Origin of the sequence: Bradyrhizobium sp. R2.2-H, assembly GCF_004346455.1 — a bacterium.
Lineage (GTDB): Bacteria > Pseudomonadota > Alphaproteobacteria > Rhizobiales > Xanthobacteraceae > Bradyrhizobium > Bradyrhizobium diversitatis.
The window spans coordinates 538,571-554,763 of the sequence record NZ_SMBR01000002.1 but is presented as its reverse complement, the minus strand read 5'-3'; the positions used below and the strand labels follow the sequence as shown (position 1 = coordinate 554,763).

General features: G+C 62.2%; 15 protein-coding genes. 6 read left to right on the top strand and 9 right to left on the bottom strand.

The window, feature by feature from the left end:
* The first annotated feature begins 18 nt into the window (after positions 1-18).
* From EDE08_RS06745 to EDE08_RS06730, 4 genes are all read left to right on the top strand, one after another.
* Positions 19-309, top strand: a complete 291-nt coding sequence (locus EDE08_RS06745) for an EthD family reductase (protein ID WP_245524714.1) — start codon at positions 19-21, stop codon at positions 307-309.
* A gap of 55 nt (positions 310-364) precedes the next feature.
* Complete coding sequence (locus EDE08_RS06740; protein WP_131868172.1) at positions 365-1,189, top strand: oxidoreductase; 825 nt, start codon at positions 365-367, stop codon at positions 1,187-1,189.
* A 51-nt stretch (positions 1,190-1,240) separates the two neighbouring features.
* Positions 1,241-2,089 carry an alpha/beta fold hydrolase gene (locus EDE08_RS06735; protein WP_131868171.1) on the top strand — a complete coding sequence of 283 codons (849 nt, stop codon included), beginning with the start codon at positions 1,241-1,243 and terminating at the stop codon, positions 2,087-2,089.
* A gap of 101 nt (positions 2,090-2,190) precedes the next feature.
* Complete coding sequence (locus EDE08_RS06730) at positions 2,191-2,721, top strand: VOC family protein (RefSeq protein WP_131868170.1); 531 nt, start codon at positions 2,191-2,193, stop codon at positions 2,719-2,721.
* A gap of 28 nt (positions 2,722-2,749) precedes the next feature.
* On the opposite strand, the gene EDE08_RS06725 is transcribed toward EDE08_RS06730, so the two are convergent.
* Positions 2,750-3,445: an L-2-amino-thiazoline-4-carboxylic acid hydrolase gene (locus EDE08_RS06725; RefSeq protein ID WP_131868169.1), complete on the bottom strand. Its 696-nt coding sequence runs from the start codon at positions 3,443-3,445 to the stop codon at positions 2,750-2,752.
* A gap of 45 nt (positions 3,446-3,490) precedes the next feature.
* A complete protein-coding gene (locus tag EDE08_RS06720; RefSeq protein WP_131868168.1) occupies positions 3,491-3,883 on the bottom strand; it encodes a RidA family protein in 393 nt (130 codons plus the stop codon).
* A gap of 130 nt (positions 3,884-4,013) precedes the next feature.
* Here EDE08_RS06720 and EDE08_RS06715 point away from each other — a divergent pair, with 130 nt between their 5' ends.
* Entirely contained in the window at positions 4,014-4,604 is a 591-nt protein-coding gene (locus EDE08_RS06715; protein ID WP_245524726.1) for a LysR family transcriptional regulator, read from the top strand.
* A gap of 207 nt (positions 4,605-4,811) precedes the next feature.
* The gene (locus EDE08_RS06710) at positions 4,812-5,549 is read left to right on the top strand and encodes a hypothetical protein (protein ID WP_131868167.1); all 738 of its coding nucleotides are present in this window, start codon (positions 4,812-4,814) and stop codon (positions 5,547-5,549) included.
* A 226-nt stretch (positions 5,550-5,775) separates the two neighbouring features.
* On the opposite strand, the gene EDE08_RS06705 is transcribed toward EDE08_RS06710, so the two are convergent.
* The 7 genes from EDE08_RS06705 to EDE08_RS06675 all read right to left on the bottom strand — a co-directional run bounded on the left by EDE08_RS06705 (position 5,776) and on the right by EDE08_RS06675 (position 16,185).
* Entirely contained in the window at positions 5,776-7,536 is a 1,761-nt protein-coding gene (locus EDE08_RS06705) for a radical SAM protein (protein WP_131868331.1), read from the bottom strand.
* 454 nt (positions 7,537-7,990) lie between these two features.
* On the bottom strand, positions 7,991-9,301 hold the full coding sequence (gene mtnK / locus EDE08_RS06700; RefSeq protein WP_131868166.1) for an S-methyl-5-thioribose kinase: 1,311 nt from the start codon (positions 9,299-9,301) through the stop codon (positions 7,991-7,993).
* 141 nt (positions 9,302-9,442) lie between these two features.
* Entirely contained in the window at positions 9,443-10,051 is a 609-nt protein-coding gene (locus tag EDE08_RS06695; protein WP_131868165.1) for a class I SAM-dependent methyltransferase, read from the bottom strand.
* A gap of 128 nt (positions 10,052-10,179) precedes the next feature.
* A complete protein-coding gene (locus EDE08_RS06690; protein WP_061877851.1) occupies positions 10,180-10,533 on the bottom strand; it encodes a hypothetical protein in 354 nt (117 codons plus the stop codon).
* Between the two features lie 176 nt (positions 10,534-10,709).
* Positions 10,710-13,211, bottom strand: coding sequence for a hypothetical protein (locus tag EDE08_RS06685; protein WP_131868164.1), 2,502 nt, complete (start codon positions 13,209-13,211; stop codon positions 10,710-10,712).
* A gap of 341 nt (positions 13,212-13,552) precedes the next feature.
* On the bottom strand, positions 13,553-15,604 hold the full coding sequence (locus tag EDE08_RS06680; protein ID WP_131868163.1) for a metallophosphoesterase: 2,052 nt from the start codon (positions 15,602-15,604) through the stop codon (positions 13,553-13,555).
* A 305-nt stretch (positions 15,605-15,909) separates the two neighbouring features.
* On the bottom strand, positions 15,910-16,185 hold the full coding sequence (locus tag EDE08_RS06675) for a DUF1467 family protein (RefSeq protein WP_131868162.1): 276 nt from the start codon (positions 16,183-16,185) through the stop codon (positions 15,910-15,912).
* Between the last annotated feature and the right edge of the window lie 8 nt (positions 16,186-16,193).

Here is a 16,193-nt window from a genome sequence, read left to right as displayed (position 1 = left end):
ACTTCGAAGATGATTACGATGCTGGTGACCTATGCGGGCGATGAGCAAACGCCGTTCGACCGCGACCATTGGACTGAATTGCACTTGCCGCTCGTGCGCGAAAGCTGGGGACCTTATGGGCTGGTCAGCGCCGGCGGGTTTTTTCCGCGAGGCGATGGCGCTGGGCTCATCGCGGTTGCTGTCGTCAACTTTCGCGACGAAGCCGCCATGGAAGCGGCGCTCAATTCGCCGGAGACCGCACGGGTCATGGCTGACGTCGACATCGTCACCGCCGTTAAGCCGCAGCGCAGCATCGTGAAGCCGCTCTGACGGATTCGTGGCGGCAATAGCTTGGCATCCTGAGAGGCAACCCGGAGAAAAGCTCATGAAAACTTGGCTCATCACAGGCTGCTCGAGCGGCTTCGGCCAGCGGCTCGCGCTCGCTGCAGCACAGCGCGGCGATCGGGTCATCGCGACGGCCCGCAATGTCAAGACAATCGAGGACATGGCCGAGCCTTTCGGCGGCCGCATGATCACTTTGCCACTCGACGTGACCGATGGGGCGGCAGCCAAGGCGGCGGTCGCAAAGGCGGTCGAGACCTTTGGAGGGTTTGACGTGCTCGTGAACAATGCCGGCTACGGACTGTTCGGCGCGATCGAGGAAGGCACGCCCGAGGAATACCGGCCGATGTTCGAGGTGAACGTCTTCGGTCTGATCGAAACCACCAGAGCCGCTCTGCCCGTCCTGCGACGTTCGGGCGGAACGATCGTCAACATGTCGTCCGGCGCGGGCATCGCGGGTGGCGGCGGCGGAGGTTATTACAACGCCGCCAAGTTTGCCGTGGAAGGGATTTCCGAAGCGCTCGCCGGCGAGCTGCAGCCCTTTGGCATACGCGTGCTGATCGTCGAACCCGGGCCGTTTCGCACCGATTTCCTCGGCCGTTCGATCACGATGGCGGCCAACGAGATGCCGGAATACGCCACGAGCTCGCGCAGGCATTATCGCGAAACCAACAACGGCAGTCAGGCGGGCGATCCCGACAAGGCGATCGCGGTCATCCTGCAGGCCGTCGACGCCGATGACGCCCCGCTTCATCTGCCTCTCGGCCCGGTCGCGCACGCGATCGCCGAGCGAAAGCTGGCTGCCTTCCGCAGCGATATCGACGCCTGGCGTGACGTCTCGATCGCCACCGATTTCGACCAGCCCTGAACGCTGGAAGCGAGCTCTGTCTGAACGTCAACATCCGACTGGAAAGCGATCATGATCGCAACTTTGAAGGGGTTTACCCAGCAGCTGGTGCCGGTGAACGGCATCAAGATCAACGCCGTCACGGGGGGGTCAGGCCCGCCAATCCTTCTGCTTCACGGCTGGCCTGAAACATGGTGGGAATGGCACAAGGTGATGCCGCTGCTGGCCGGGCATTTCAGCGTGGTGGCCATGGACCTGCGCGGCGCGGGCTTTTCCGACTGCCCGCAGAGCGGATATGACAAGGCGACGATGGCGCGCGACGCGCACGACGTGATGGTTGCCCTTGGGCATGAACGCTACGCCGTGTGCGGACACGACATCGGCGGAATGGTCGCCTTGCCGCAGTCCGCCATCTATCGGGAGGCTGTTACCCACTTGGCCGTCCTCGACGTTCCGCTTCCCGGTTGGACCGGATGGGAGGCGACGGCCGCAAGACTCTGGCACTTCGGCTTCCATATGAACCGGGACCTACCCGAGCGCCTGATTCATGGCCGCGAATATGACTATGTTTCGACCTTCATGGCCGAACGGTTCTACGATCACAGCAGCTTCAATCCGGCGGACATCGAGATCTACGCCAAGGCAATGGCGCTTCCTGGCCGCACGCGCGGCGGCATGGAATGGTATCGCGCCTTCACCGCCGATCATGCGACTGCGCTCGAGTACAAGAAGCAACCGCTCGAGATACCGGTGCTTGGCCTGGGTGGGGAGCATCGTTTCGGTGCACAGATGGTGCCGATGCTCAAGGAGTTCGCCACCCATGTGAGGGGCGGCTCGATCGCGCGGTGCAGCCACTATGTCGCGGACGAGCAGCCAGATGAAGTCGCAGCCGCGCTGATCGAGTTCCTCGAGGCCAATTGAAACTCCGCGCCCGCGCCGTCGCAGGTCCGGCGGCTTGCGAGGGTGCGGGCGATTGCGCCGCAGAAGCGCGATGAATCGAACAAACAGCAAAGGAGACTGTCATGACCACACCCGTCATTCGCGGCGTCAATCATATCGGCATCACCGTGCCCGACATCGAGGCAGCAAAATCGTTCCTGGTGGAAGCTTTCGGCGGCCAGGTGATCTACCAGTCCTTCGGACCGCAGGATCCGCCGCGGCAGGGACCCGAATTCGAACGGGCCGTCGGCGCTTTTCCCGGAACGGTCGTGCGTGCGCAGGCGATGGTCAAGATCGGAACCGGACCCGATATCGAGCTCTTCGAGATGCACAGTCCCGAGCAAGCCGAGCCAATCCGTGCCAGTGACTTCGGCATCACGCACTTTGCTCTCTGCACCGACGACATCGACGCATCGGTCGCGCGCTTCGAGAAGGCGGGAGGCACACCCCTCACCGCGCCGCGCGCCATTCCCTATGCAACCGAGAAAGGTCCTGGAAACAAGGTCTGCTACTGCCGCATGCCCTGGGGCACGACGATGGAATTCATCACCACGCCGGACCGCATGGCCTATCATGACCAGACGGATCTGCGCAGGTGGCAGGACGAGGACTGAGCAGGGCGCGAAAAAGAATGCGCGTCAGTTAAGTCGCGGCGTCGGGCCGCAGCCGCGAGAAGCGGAAATTGCAGTGGCTGGCGCCGCCGGCCAGCGTCTGTGTCCTTTCCAGGCGGATGCCTCGCGCGGCGTAGGCGACGAAGTCGAGGCCGCAGATGTTCGGCAGGATCTCCGTGTCGCCGCGGCGCGCCGCGAGCTTACAGAAGCCGCAGGCCTTGTAGTCGACGCCGAATTCGAAGCTGTCTTGCGGACCCGGCTCGACGAAATCGTAGACGAAATCTTCCGGAAACTCGGTTTGGTGAGCCTTTGTCACGCTCCTTGCCGCCTGTTCGCGCATCAGGGCCCGGTTCTCCGGCGACATGAACTGACGCCCTGCGGCGAGACGCTCGGCTTCGGGAATCGTCAGCAGTTGCGCCTTGTAGGTTTCCCGCTCGATCTCGCCGATCACGGGCACCGGCACGCCGTGGCGCCGCAGCACGCGACTGATGGCCATGAAGCCGGTCAACCGCATGAAGAAATCGCTCATTCGGCTTGCGGCGCCGCCGACATAGGGCATCTGAGTGAGGACGACCGCGAATTCGTCCATCACCTCCCGCCTGATTGCGTCGATATCGGAAAGATGCGCACGCTCACGGAGCATCGCTTCGGCAAGGTCTATTCGCTCGTGCATGGCGGCTTCCATCGCTTGCCGGTAGGTCTGGTAGAACGGATGAATTGCGGCCATTGGACACCCGATATGATTGGCTCATTGCAACGTCGACGACGCCGCTCATTCCGCGGCGATCGCCTCGATCTCCAGCAGCCATTTGCTGTCGACGGTCTCGACGACGACAACGGTCAGCGCCGGCTGATGCTCCCCGAGCACTGCGCGCCGTATGACGCGGTTGGCGACAACTTGACTGCGGTCGGTCAGGAAGGTGTTGACCTTGACCAGGTGCTCGATCCCGAGACCTGTCGCGGCGAGCACTTCCCTGACATTGCGCCAGGCCTGCTCGCATTGCGCCTCGAAGCCGTCAGGCACGGTGCCGTCGGGCTTTTGAGGCACCTGGCCGCTGATGAACAGCAGGCGGCGATGCTGCTGCAGCTCGAGTCCCATGCAGTAGCCGCCGGCGGGCGGGTGAACCGTTGCGGGATTGTGGCTGACGATGTGAGCTGGTGACATGGCGTTCCTCCGGATTTGCGCGCAGACCGTAGCCGGCGGCATCACGCTAGCGCAAAGCATCATTGCTGCGGTTCAGCCCAAGAAAATCTATTGCAAGGGCGCGGCCTATCGGTGTCAAAGTGCAGTTGCGATGACCTACGCCCTTCCCCCGCTCAACGCGCTCCGCGCCTTCGAGGCCGCCGCGCGCCATCTCAGCTTCAAGCTCGCCGCGCACGAACTGCACGTCACGCCCGCGGCGGTGGGGCAGCAAGTGAAAGCGCTGGAGGCGCGGCTCGGCGTGCAGCTGTTCGAGCGGCTGCATAAACAGCTCATCCTGACCGAGGCCGGCCAAGCCTATCTGCCCGGGGTCTCCGAAGGCTTTCGCCACATTGCCGAGGCGACCTCGCAGCTGAAGCCGGCGGGTGCGGTGCTGTTGCAAGCGGGGGTCCACGGCAGCATCGACCTGCGCCGCCTCGAACTTGCGGCGTTTCGCAGCGCACATGCAGAGATTGGTTTGCGCGTGCTGCAACCGGCCGGCCTGCACGAGCTCGTCGAGGGCAAGGTGGACGTGCTGATCGCCCGCGGCGAAACCGCTCGCAAATCGCCGCCCGCGTCTGGTCGGCGACGTCGGGAGTTGACGGGCCCAACATTGCGGGCCGAGGCCCAAGGCTGCGTTCAACTCACCGCATCCTTACCCGTACAGAGAAAAATCGTGGTGAACTTCCAGGGCGCGTCATCGTAAACTCGCGCCCCAGTTGGAACGCGGATGAGGTCCGCTCAGCTCCCGATAGCCGCGCAGAAGCCGGCCTCACCAGACGTCGGAGTTGGGCCAAGAGCTGACATCTTGCGTAAGCACGTCTGGTAGCACATAACGTGATGAAACGTCTCTTGGTTGCGCGCGGAGATTGAGTTAGCCTAACCCGGGATCGCCGAATGGGTAGTTCGGGTCATGCCGCAAATCGCTTCAAGCCTTGCGATAGCAATCGGGGTATTGGTCGCGGCCTTGACGGCGATCGATTGGTTTCTCCTGAAGCACCACAAAGAATGGATCAGAGGAAAAGCCAGCACATTGTGGATTTGGCTTTCGTATCAACAAGCTCTTCCGATGCTGAGGCATATAGAGAGCAATCGAACATTCGTCGGAGCGGCAATTCTTGGCTTCTGCCTACCTATAGTCGGCAACGTCCTCCTCCTTATCCTTTTAGAAGTAGACCCGACTTTCGCAGTAACATTTCTCATAGTCGGGACAATTGGATGTGGGGTATTATTCCTAATATTCAGAGGCGTGATTTTCGCCATTTGGAATCGGTTGTTTACCGATGGACAAACGGGCAAGTATATCCTGAGGGCAATAGTCTGCGCTGCCATTTCGTTTGGTGCGGCTTTTCTGCTTTCCGAGATATTGGCTGATCAGATAGAAAAAGCTTCGAGAAGGCCGCTTTTCGAAGGCCTTTGGTTCCTTCTCATTGCAATGATCGGGGACTATATTGCAGTTACATTGGCATGGATGGCAGTCGTGGTACTGCTGTACGCTGCGTTTATCTACTCGCTGATAGTCTGTTATAAAATATTGCAATTCATCACGCTGAGGATAGTTGAGAAGGAAAATGGTCCGGTCTTAGCACTAGCTGGCCTTCTGACAGCGCTCGGCGCAATCGCCAAGGCTCTTATGCCAGCTTCGCCTTGAGGTCACGTTGCAATGTCGAGTTCGGCTTCGGGTCATTAGCGGCGGTCAGCGCAACCCTGATGCCATGTCCGCTGTCCCGTAGAAAGCCGATATGCCGGCGACTCGTCTCTGGTCAGCTTGGGGCACATCCGAAGTAATGGTTTGGGCTGTTCGGCGCAACTGGACGCCGGTTGATCTGATCCGATGGTTCGCGGCGGCTGAGAAATCAACCAACGCGAGTCGCCTCCTATCCCCCGGCCAACTTAGCTTTCTGTGCCTCTTCGATATGCCGCCGCTGATCGAGAAACGCCTGGCTGGACCGCGTCTTGTACAAATCCAGATTCTCGGTCTCGTCGGCCTGCAGCGTGATCGCCGCATCGACATAGGCGAGCCGGTGCGGATCCGACTTGACCTTGCGCGCCAGCCGGTGGAGGCGCAGCGCGAGCGAGGCCCATTGTACGGCCTTCACGGCGGTGTCCGCGGCAAAGCGAGGATAAAACGACCAGGCCGGCTCGACCGGCAGATGCGGACGGCGCTCGTCGCGGCTCTTGAGCCGCAGCACTCCCCCTTCGAGCGGGTGGACGCGCTCGATGGGATGGTAGCCTTTGAAATAGAGCGCGTAGGTGCCGATCTTGCCGACATTATTGCCCGTCGCCGCGGCACGCCGCATCAGCGTCTCGATGTGCTCCCAGCTGTAATAGGTGCTCCAGGCGAGCTCGTAGGCCCGCTCCCAGTCCGCCTTGGACATGGCGAGGTGGTCCGTCGTGACGTGATCCAGGTCGTATTTGTTGAGGTCCGCATCCATCGCGACACCCTTCAAATAGAGCGTCTTGTGGTCTTCCGAGCCCGGCAGCGGCGTCAGGAAGAAGAACTCCAGCATGTCGATCGGCAGCTCATGCTTGATGATCTCGATGTCGCGGACGATCGATTCCGGTGTGTCGTTGGGAAAGCCAATAATGTAGCCGCCGATGGTCATGATCCTGGCCCTCTTCCAGGCCAGCATCATCTCGCGATAGTCGGTGATCTTGTTCTGCCGCTTCTTGGCGCCGAGCAGACTGTCCGGGTTGATGTTTTCGAGGCCGATGAAGCATCGCCGGACGCCGGCCTTGGCGCATTTCTCGATGAAGTTGGGCAGCTTGTGGCAGAGCGTGTCGACCTGGATCGTGAAACGGAGGTCCCAGCCCTCCTTCTCGCGCAGCGCGATGATCCGGTCGAGCAAACTTTCCCAATCCTTGTTGCGCGCAAAATTGTCGTCGGTGAGAAAGAAGGCGAAGACGCCCTGAGCGACGTTGGCCCGGATCACGGCCTCGATGTCGTCGGCGCTGCGGCGTCGCGACTTGCGGCCCTGCACGTTGATGATGGTGCAGAACGAGCACTGGAACGGGCAGCCGCGCCCCGCGTCGAAGCTTGTGGTGTGGCCGATGACCCGTCCGATCTGCTGGCGGGGAATGATCGGCAAAGGCTGGCTCTCCAGGTCCGGCAGATCGTCGATGTAGTTGTAGAGAGGCTGCAATCGCCCGGCGACCGCATCCTGCAACAGCCCATCGAGCCGTCCCTCGGCTTCGCCTGCGAAGACCGACACACCGAGGTCCATCATCTCCTGAACGCCGGCATCGCGCTCCGGCAACATCGAGAGTGTGCCGGACACATGGAAGCCGCCGATCGCAACTTGGATTCCGAGCTTGCGAAACTGTCTCGCCAGATCGAGCGATCGGGGAAACTGGTTGGACTGGACCCCGACCAGCATCACCATGCCGGCCTCCGCGGCCTTGATCGCGCGCGCCAGATCCGCGACACGCACCTTCCAGTTGGTCTCATCGATGGCGTCGATCTCGATGTTGCAATCGGGCCCGAGAACCCCGCGTTCACGACAATCGAGCGCGATGCCGTAAAGGCAGGCTAGTGAATTCGAAGGCAGGCCGCCGCGCCACCATCGAATGACATAGCCTTCGTCGTCGTAATGTGACGGCTTGATCAGAACAAGCCGGAAAGTCTTGCTCTTCCTCATGAGCAAGGGTAGCTTGATCTCGGTCAAAGGCCAACCGGTTTCCGTCAGCTCCTCGCAAAAGACGACGAGCTGTGGCACGAAAACATCCGGTCAGCTAACCGCAGACGGGCGCTATAGCATGTTCGGCACAAATGGGGCTGCATCCTCGCCAGCTAAAGCATGATCCGGAAAAGTGCGAAGCGGTTTTCCGGAAAGATCATGCGTAAACAACAACCTGAAGCGCGATGACGATTCATCCAAATGTCATCGCGCTTTAGTGCGCAAGACGTCCGCTCCGGGGCACGTGCGATAATGCTCTGATTGATCCCAAGATTCCCCTGACATATTCGCCTTTTGTGAGTACACGCCGTGGTGGAATAGACGCGACTTTCCCCTTTGGCGCATCAGCCCGGCGCCCGGGCGCATCGAGCGAGCATGCCGACGGGACCCCTGATGGGCCCGGAGAAGCTCCGTCTCAGCCGGACAATTCCGGCTGCCAATCCCGCAATTTTCGCGCAGCGCCGGTGACGTCGGCGATCGTCCGAAACGCTGCCGTCTCCACCATCATCGCCCGCGCCAGCCGCACGGCACGCGCCTCGCTCATTGCGCGCCTCCGCGGGTCCTCGATCAGCTCGAAGTCGATGTTGTGGGCGAGGCCGAAGATGCGGCGGATGATCTTGGCGGCGGCGAAGCCGACCATGTCGGCGAACAGGCGCTGCATGTAGGCGTGGCGCTCGGCCTCGAGACGTGCGGCGCCCTGCTCACCGGCGAAGAGGGAGACGGGATAGGCGTCGCCGGCGGCCCCACCGCGCCAGAGGTCGAGGAATTTGCGCGCGAACTCATTCCAGACCTGCGCGACCGTCTCCAGCATCCAGCCTTCGAATGCCTGCCGCTCGCCCGGTGCGCGCTCATGACCGGCGGATGCAAAGTAGGCCATCAAGAGGTTGGCCAGCACCGCGCCGGCGTCGAATCCCATCGGACCGTAGAAAGCAAACTCCGGGTCGATCACCCGCGTCTCGTTCTCCGTCACCATGATCGAGCCGGTGTGGAGATCGCCGTGGATCAGCGCCTCGGGGCTCGCCATGAACTTCAGCTTCAGCCGCGAGATCGCGACGTGAAGGTCAAGGTCCTCGCGCAAGGCCGCGGCCAGACCATCGAGATATGGCTCGGTCCAGCGGTTCTGCTCCGCGATGCGGTAGGGATCTGTGAAGATCAGATCCTCCGTGATCTTGCACAGGGCGTGGTTGCCGGCAAAGGCCGCGATGCCCTCCTTCTTCTGGGCGGCGGAGAGCGCGAGGTCGGAGGTGAAGAACAAGGTCCTTGCCATGAACGTGGTGATGTCGTCCACGAAGCGCGGATATCGCGTTCCGGCGACCAGCCCCTTGCGCATGATGATGTGAGGTTCGAGCAGCTCCATCACCGTCAGCGCCAGCCCGTCGTTGTGATGCAGCACGGCCGGCACGAGGCTGGGCGCGAGTTCAGCCTGCCGCGTCAGCGCGAGATATTCGTAGTGAGCGCGGGACAGCGGCAGCGGCCAGCTTTCTCCGACGAGACGGACATAGGGCAGCGCCTGCTTCACCGCGATGCCGCCGCGCGCACCCTTCACGATGAAGACGAGATTGAGATTGCCGTCGCCAACCTCGGTGATCGCCCAGGAGGACGGTTCACCACCAAGTCCGGCCGCAAGCGCGGGAACTCGGGCGACGTAATCCCGCAGGTCGGGTTCATGGAGAATTCGATAGTCTCCCTGCCCCGGATCAGCCAATGGTCGGTGCGCTGAACTCATGCCGGTCCCCCCGTGCCGGCGCTGGAGCAGTTGTCCACTCCCGTTTCAGGAACTCAAGCCGGCCTGTTCTTTGACCGCCATCTTATCCATAAGGGGCGACCGGCCGCTAGCGCGACTCCTGCCGCGACTTGCCGCAGCGTCTCAAAGGCGCTGCGCCAGCCAGATGGTGTGCCCACCGCAATCGGGGTCCTCGACCACATGCGACACGACGCGGAATCCATTCCGATCCAGCAGCGAACGATATTCGGCCGGATCGAGGCTGGCATGATACAGCGGCTCGCCGCCGAACGCTCCGATCGCCTCGCCCTGGGCCGGGCCGCTCGTGAACATCAGCGCCGCATCCGGCCTCGCATGGTCGCGAAAGATCGGGAACATGCGGCGCTGGTCGTCAAAACAGAGGTGGAAGAAGCTGTCCCAGGCAAGGATGCCGCCAAATTGCCGTCCCAACGCAAGCCGGCGCATATCGGCAACGATCCATTCCAGCTTCGGAAAACGCTGTCGGCACGCATCGATCATCGCCGGCGAGGAATCCACCCCCGTCACGGCATGATCGAGCCCGATCAGGTATCCCGCCATTGGCTCTGCCGAGCCGCAGCCGAGATCGAGGACGGAGCCGGCAGGCGGCAGCAGCGCACGGAAACGGTCGAGCCAGGCCTGCTCGAACAGCCCGCTCCGGGCACGGCTCTCGATCCAGTCCGATGCCTTGCGCTGATAGAGATCGATGATGTGGTCGGCGGCGTCCGATGCCATTCGAGAACTCACGCGCTTCGCTCGCGACTGGAGCATGATCCGGAAAAGTGTGCAGCGGTTTTCCGAAAAGATCGTGCTCAAACAACAACATAAAGCGCGATGACGATTCATCCCAATCGCATCGCGCTTTAGAAGGTTTCCCGCTCCAGGAAGCTGGAGCCGATGTCGGCCTTCCTTTTGATCGGATCGAAATCACAATAGACGCCGTCCGCCACCAGTGTGTAGCTGGCGCTGACGTTGTATTTATCGAGCTTGACCGAACTCAGGCCGATCACCGAGGTGCTCTTGCCTCCGTTCCACCTGAACGGCGTCGAGCTCTTGGCCTGCTCGCAGGCCATCACCGCTTCGTTGAAGACAGAGCCCTCGACGAACGCCTTCAGGGTGCGGACCTGCACGGCCATCCTCCATTCGAAATAGCCGACGGCACCAAGGCCGGCGACGATCAGCACCAGAAGCGCGACGACAATACGTTGAAAAGTCATTCGATGTCCCCCCGGGCGCACCCCAATCACGGATGTTCTGCAAAGCACAAAAGGGTAGCAGAAATCCAGCCTGCTGCCAGACCGCTGCACAAGGGAGACAAATCCCAGGGGGCGCGCCGACGCGGCGTGCCCCCTTGGCTGCACTGTTCACCGGGGCACGAGGCCCCTCTATCCGCTCACGCCGCGTGCGGGAGGAAGAGTTGAGGCTGAGCCTGATCTACGGGATTGGTGATGATCGAGCCACCGTGGCCATCCGCCGCAAGCGCGAAATCCGCGGCACTGTACTGTCCGAGTAGCTGCAGCGACGCGCTATGGATGCCGTCGGTGATCGTCAGCGTGCCCCCGGTGTTGCCTTCGTTGGCGGTGTAGCCAAGGGAAGTCGCTTCGCTGAAGGCGATGTCGCCGAGCTCGAGCTCCACGCCATCCTGCCATCCCGAGATGGTCCCGCTGAATGCCGACGACTGGTCGAGAACGAGCTTTCCGGAAGCGCCACCGAACGTCACGTCGGTGAGCGTACCGCCAGTATGGACGTATTCGAGCCCGTGCGCACCGATCATGGTGCGAACAGCATTGCCTCCTGCGCCGACATGCTGCGTGCCGGACACGATGGTGGTGTCGCTCGCTGTGCCCCACACATACTGCGCGCCGCCATCGATGATCGTACCGGTGGCGTTGCCCCAATCGATCTGCACGCTGCCGGCCTTGAGGATGGTGCCGCTCACCAGGCCGCCTGCGTAGACGAGTTGCTCGCCGCCATCGTTCACGGTGGTGTGCGAGGCTGTGCCATGGACGGCTTGCACCCCGCCACTGCCGATCACGGTCAGGTCGGCGCTGCCATCATAGACGATCTGCTTCCCGCCCTCAATCGAGGTGCCGGCAACGGTCCCACCGGTGTAGATGTCCTGTTCGCCGCCCGCGAGGATCGTGGTCGTCATGGCGGTGCCGCCGTTTCCGATCACCTGGAGACCTGCGATCCTGGAGCCGCTGGCCGTGCCGTAGACGTAATCCGAAGCGCCGCTCGCCACGGTGCTGCCCTGCTCCGTCCCCCAGTTGATCTGCGCACTGCCGGCCTCAAGCCTGATGTCGACGACCGTGCCGCCCGCGTAGACTTGCATCTGCGCGCCGCTTCCGATGACGTAGTCCGTCGCCGTCCCGTAGACGTATTGATGGCTGCCGGCGTCAAACGTCCGTCCCCCCGCAGACCCGAACACGTAGTTCGACACGCCGGTGTTGCCGGCCGCATCGGTGACTACGAGATCGACGGCGGTGTTGAATTGCTCCCAGGACAGGCCAGCGCTCCAGGCACCGCTGCTGTCGACCGTCGTCGTCGTGCTCCAGCCGCCTGCCGACGTTCCGTCGCGCAGCGTGAGAGTCTGGCCCGCCGCGTCGGCATCCACCGAGCCGGTGACTGTGGCAGTCCACGGGCTCGCCGACGACACGGCTGACAACACCGGCACCGGCCTGATGGTATCGACCGAGAAGACCTGCGCCTTGACTTCGGCGCCGCTGGCGTCCTGCCAGGTCACGACGAAGCGACCATCGGCATATCCGGCGATCGAGGGATGCGACTGATCGGAGGCCGTGCTGGTGTTTACCAGTTGTTCGCTTCCGACCTTCCGCCCATCCGCGGTGAACACCTGCAACTTGATGCTGCTGCCGCTGGCGTCCCCGCCCGTACCGCTCCAATCCTGCCAAGCGATGGCAAAGTCGCCGTTGCTGAGAGCGGTAACCGTCGGCGTGAACTGCGAGTTGGCGGTCGTCGTGTTGACGAGGAACTCGCCCCCGATCTTGCTGCCCTCGGCGGTGTAGAGCTGCGCCTTGATGGCGCCGCCGCTGCTGTCGCCGCCCACCTGGCTGAAATCGTACCAGGTCACGACGAAGCCGCCGTTGGGCAGCGCGGAGATCGTTGGCTTCAACTGGTCAGAAGCGGTCGCCGTATTGACCAGTTGTTCGGAGCCGACCTTGCTTCCATCCGCCGCGAAGATCTGAGCCTTGATGCTGGTGCCGGCGGCGTCGCCCAGCGTGCCGCTGGAATCTTCCCACGTCACCACGAAGCCGCCATTGGCGAGACCGGTCACCGTCGCATTGGCCTGATCGCCGCCGGTCTCGGAATTGACGAGCAATTCGGGACCCGACTTGCTCCCATCGGCCGCGAAGACCTGCAGCTTGATGCTGGTGCCTTCGTCGTCCCCGCCCTCACCGCTGTCGTCTGTCCAGGCGACGGCGAAGCCGCCATTGGCCAGTGCGGACACAGTCGGCGAGAACTGCGAATAGGCCGTCGCGGTATTGACGAGCGTCTCCGATCCAACCTGCGCACCGTCGGCGCCAAACACCTGGGCCTTGATGCTGGTGCCCTCGCCGTCGCCGAGCGTCTGGCTGTTGTCGAACCAGGACACGACGAACCCGCCGGTAGACAGGCCCGTGATCACGGGCGCGAGCTGGTCTGCGTCGGTCTCGGTGTTGATGCGGAATTCGGACCCGATCTTGCTGCCGTCGGCGGCATAGATCTGCGCCTTGATGCTGGTGCCACTGGTATCTCCCAGCACCCCGCTGGAATCATCCCAGGTCACCACGAAGCCGCCGTTGACGAGGCCGGTGACGGTGGGCGCCTGCTGGGCGCCGGTCGCGTTGGTGTTCACAGAGAATTCGGAGCCGACTTTTACAACGGGAGCAGCCATAGGACTGGATCGCTTTCATTCAAACGGGGCCGGCTGCGGACAACGCAGCGCGGCAACAGGTTGCGAGAGCGTTCGTATTGCATCGCAGCTTATCATATTTTTGATGATATGTTATGTTTTGTGTGAACAAGTCGTCGTCGTCCAAGACCGCGCCGGATTCTGACTTCAGCTCGTACGATTGGCGCGAGAGACGGAGACGCCGCCATTTTTCGCGAGCCGCGTCCTTTCCAGGAAAATCAAAGGCCGCGCTCCGACGGCGGAATCGCCGTCGAAAGACGCGGCCCTGCGAAGCGGAGTTCGCACCAGCGAACTCCGCGCAGTGACGGCTCGAGATGGTGTCGTCAGGTCCGCCGAGCGGTCAGCCATTCGCTGCGCTCGATCGGACGGTAGACCATGCGGATCTCGCCGACAGCACCGAAGAAGCCGTCGGCCAGAACGCCGTTCCACCAGCCTGCACCGAGGATCCAGGGCTGAGGCGAGTTCTGCGAGCGCAAGCCGATCGCCGCGTTGCCCACGTTGCGCAGCACCGGCGCGCCGTCGATGTACATCGTGGTGGTGAGCGTGGCGGGATCGTTCACGATCGCGAGGTGATACCAGGTATCGCGAATGATCTCGCCCGACCAGTTCGTCTGCGCATAATGCGAGACGGAGGCAGGCACCACCTCCCACTGCACTTCACGCAGGTTCGAAATGGCGAACAGAACGCTCGACGCCTCCGGATCTCCGCCCCAATAATTGCCGGGAACGTTGCCGCGGTTCCCGACGCGGCCGAGGATGTTGCCCCATTTGTGCAGGTTCGCGGTCCACCCGGCCGGTATCTTCACGAAGGCCTCGACCGTATAGCCGTTCCAGAAGCTCCGGCCGTTCAGCGATGCACCTGCCGCCGTAAGGAAGGCGTTGAAGCGACCGACCGTATTGTCGGTGTTGAGAAACACCACGCTGCCCGCGGCCGAGGACAGACGATGCTTGTCGGTGGTCCACACGACGTCGCCGAGTTGCGCCGAGGCGATGAGCGCGGCGCGGGCCAGATTGTTGCCGCCCGCCACGTCGGGGATGATCCCACCGACCGGAATGGCCTGTCCGTCGACGATCGTGGACGGGACGCGCCAGTGCGCCACCGTGTCGGCGACATGCGGATAGTCCTCGGTGTCCGCAGGCGGCACCACGGCGGGCGTCGGCGGTTCGACATAGCCGGCCAGCAGGTCGGCGCGCACGGTGGGCAGAATTGCCGGACCAGTCAGCGTCTTGCTCGGACTGAACCGGGTGAATTTGGCGAAACGGTTCTTGAAGTTGATCGGGATGGAGAAGCTGTTGTTCACGCTCGTGAGTTCGGCATGATCGAACTGGTTGAGCGTGTTCTTCGGCTTCTGCACCACCCAGGGCGAAAACGACATCACGTCGATCTTGTTGTTGGTGAAATCGACCTCGTACAGGCGCATCATGGCGTTGCCGCCCTGATAGTCCATCTGATAGTCGACGACCATCTGGTGGACCGGATTGCCGAAATTGTTGATCTTCGCAAGATACGCAGCGCCATGGTGATGGCCGTTCAGCGTCATGAAGATCTGGTCCTTGTCGCGGATCAGCTTTTCCCACAGCATCTTGCCGTAGTCGGTCTCCAGCGGGGAAAGGCCGTCGCTGTCAATGGCAAGCAGCTGGTGGTTCGACAGAATCACGGGCAGCGTCGGATTGCGATCGATCACGTCGCGGGCCCAGGCGATGGCGCCGTCCGATGCGCGCCAGGACAGCGAGAGCACCATGAACTTCACGCCGTTGGCCTGGAAGATGTGATACTCGTGAAATCCGCTGCTGTCGCGCTCGCGGAACGTCGACTGCTGCGCGGCCCTGCTGCTCGGGAACCACTTCAGATAGGGTTCGGCATTGAGGCTGCGCTGGGCATCGGTGCCTGAGTTCTGGTCCCACGGATTGTGATAGTCGTAGTCGGCAACGACGTCGTGATTGCCGGCGAGGATCGAATACGGCACTTTTGCGTTTTCGAGTTTCGTCATCGCGGCGTCGGCGACAATCCACTGGTTCGGCTTGCCCTGCTGGTCGACCACGTCACCGAGATGGATGACGAAGCGGATGCCGTATTTCGCCGCATTGTCGGCGATCCACTGGGTCTGGGCGTCGAAGGGCGTCGAACCGTAGGTCTTCTGGAATTGCTGGCTCTCGTCGGTCGTCGCATAGCGCGAATAGAACTGCGTGTCGGGCAACACGGCAATCGAGAAGCTGTTCAATGACGGAGTGGTCGTCTGCGCCTTTGCCGCGCCCATGGCCAGCATGGAAAGGCCCGCGGCGCCCTGCAGGACCGCGCGACGGTCGATCAAATGGCGCGAGGAATTGTTGCTGCCGGAATGATCGTTCCCGGCGTCGATATCGTCATTGCTCATCGGAGAGTGCCTGTTGCTACGGTCGCGACTGCGACGGTGGCCGGTCTTTAGCGATCTCGATTAACATTTAAATTAAGAAAATGTATCATTACATATGTTAACATCGAAGCCGCCCGGCGAACGCCGAAGCAGGGCTGCGGCGCGCATCGAAAGACACCCGGAGGCGCAAAGACGCGCAGCGTTTCGGATAAGGATGTGTGTGCCGGCGCACGCGCTCAGATCGGGATGCACAGGCATCCGCGCGCAAGTTCGGAGACGGCCACTCCGGACAACCGCGGCATCTTTATCCCGAGCTGCCCCGAGAGTTAGAACGGCATGCCCATCAACTTGGTCAGGCGTTCAAGCTGGAAATATCCGGCATGATAGGCCGCCAAGCCGAGGCCGTAGATCACCGCCGAGATGATCGTGGTCCAGATCAGCTTACGCCCCATCCGCGTCAGGATCGGCGCGCCGGGGTCGGTGCCGGGTGCACCGACGCCATCCTCGTGCTGGCTGCGCACGCCGAAGGGCAGCGTCAGGAACAGCGCGACCCACCAGATGACGAAGTAGATCGCAAGCGCGGTCGAGATCTGAATGGCCATGGGGCGGC

Coding starts and splice junctions, on each gene's coding strand:
- EDE08_RS06745 (WP_245524714.1), top strand. CDS start 19: ATGCTGGTGACCTATGCGGGCGATGAGCAAACGCCGTTCGACCGCGAC.
- EDE08_RS06740 (WP_131868172.1), top strand. CDS start 365: ATGAAAACTTGGCTCATCACAGGCTGCTCGAGCGGCTTCGGCCAGCGG.
- EDE08_RS06735 (WP_131868171.1), top strand. CDS start 1,241: ATGATCGCAACTTTGAAGGGGTTTACCCAGCAGCTGGTGCCGGTGAAC.
- EDE08_RS06730 (WP_131868170.1), top strand. CDS start 2,191: ATGACCACACCCGTCATTCGCGGCGTCAATCATATCGGCATCACCGTG.
- EDE08_RS06725 (WP_131868169.1), bottom strand. CDS start 3,445: ATGGCCGCAATTCATCCGTTCTACCAGACCTACCGGCAAGCGATGGAA.
- EDE08_RS06720 (WP_131868168.1), bottom strand. CDS start 3,883: ATGTCACCAGCTCACATCGTCAGCCACAATCCCGCAACGGTTCACCCG.
- EDE08_RS06715 (WP_245524726.1), top strand. CDS start 4,014: ATGACCTACGCCCTTCCCCCGCTCAACGCGCTCCGCGCCTTCGAGGCC.
- EDE08_RS06710 (WP_131868167.1), top strand. CDS start 4,812: ATGCCGCAAATCGCTTCAAGCCTTGCGATAGCAATCGGGGTATTGGTC.
- EDE08_RS06705 (WP_131868331.1), bottom strand. CDS start 7,536: ATGAGGAAGAGCAAGACTTTCCGGCTTGTTCTGATCAAGCCGTCACAT.
- mtnK (WP_131868166.1), bottom strand. CDS start 9,301: ATGAGTTCAGCGCACCGACCATTGGCTGATCCGGGGCAGGGAGACTAT.
- EDE08_RS06695 (WP_131868165.1), bottom strand. CDS start 10,051: ATGGCATCGGACGCCGCCGACCACATCATCGATCTCTATCAGCGCAAG.
- EDE08_RS06690 (WP_061877851.1), bottom strand. CDS start 10,533: ATGACTTTTCAACGTATTGTCGTCGCGCTTCTGGTGCTGATCGTCGCC.
- EDE08_RS06685 (WP_131868164.1), bottom strand. CDS start 13,211: ATGGCTGCTCCCGTTGTAAAAGTCGGCTCCGAATTCTCTGTGAACACC.
- EDE08_RS06680 (WP_131868163.1), bottom strand. CDS start 15,604: ATGAGCAATGACGATATCGACGCCGGGAACGATCATTCCGGCAGCAAC.
- EDE08_RS06675 (WP_131868162.1), bottom strand. CDS start 16,185: ATGGCCATTCAGATCTCGACCGCGCTTGCGATCTACTTCGTCATCTGG.